Annotated in this window: 1 pseudogene; it reads right to left on the reverse strand. The window is 57.7% G+C overall.

What is annotated here, in order from left to right:
- Window positions 1–471 (reverse strand): annotated as a pseudogene (gene pyrG / locus D3H34_RS33425) (CTP synthetase); the annotation flags it as partial.
- Window positions 472–633 lie beyond the last annotated feature (162 nt).

Genomic DNA, 633 nt, shown 5'->3' on the forward strand with positions numbered 1-633 from the left:
GAAGGGCAGGGACTCGATGTCGCCCACGGTGCCGCCGATTTCGCAGATCGCCACATCGACAGCGTCGTCCGTGCCGATGCCGGCGCCGCGCTTGATGTAGTCCTGGATTTCGTTGGTGATATGCGGAATCACCTGCACGGTCTTGCCGAGGTAGTCGCCGCGGCGTTCCTTCTCGAGCACGCTCTGGTAGATGCGGCCGGTGGTGAAGTTGTTGGACTGCTTCATGCGCGTTTCGATGAAACGCTCGTAATGACCCAGGTCCAGATCGGTTTCCGCGCCGTCGTCCGTCACGAACACTTCACCATGCTGGAACGGCGACATGGTGCCCGGATCCACGTTGATGTAGGGATCGAGCTTGATCAGAGTGACTTTGAGGCCGCGCGATTCGAGGATCGCAGCAAGGGAGGCGGAGGCGATTCCCTTGCCCAGGGAAGACACCACACCGCCGGTGACGAAGACAAATTTGGTCATGTCTTTATTGGTGTTGGTAAAGAAGGATTATAGATGCGTGCCCATTTCGCATGCCCGGACTCGGGCAGTTATCCCCTGTCAAACGGCTGTCCATCGGCTTGCCGACTCTGCTAAATTAGGTGCATGAAAGAGTTCGATGGCAAACATCTGGTTCTGGGCCTC

It is taken from the genome of Acidovorax cavernicola (assembly GCF_003581445.1).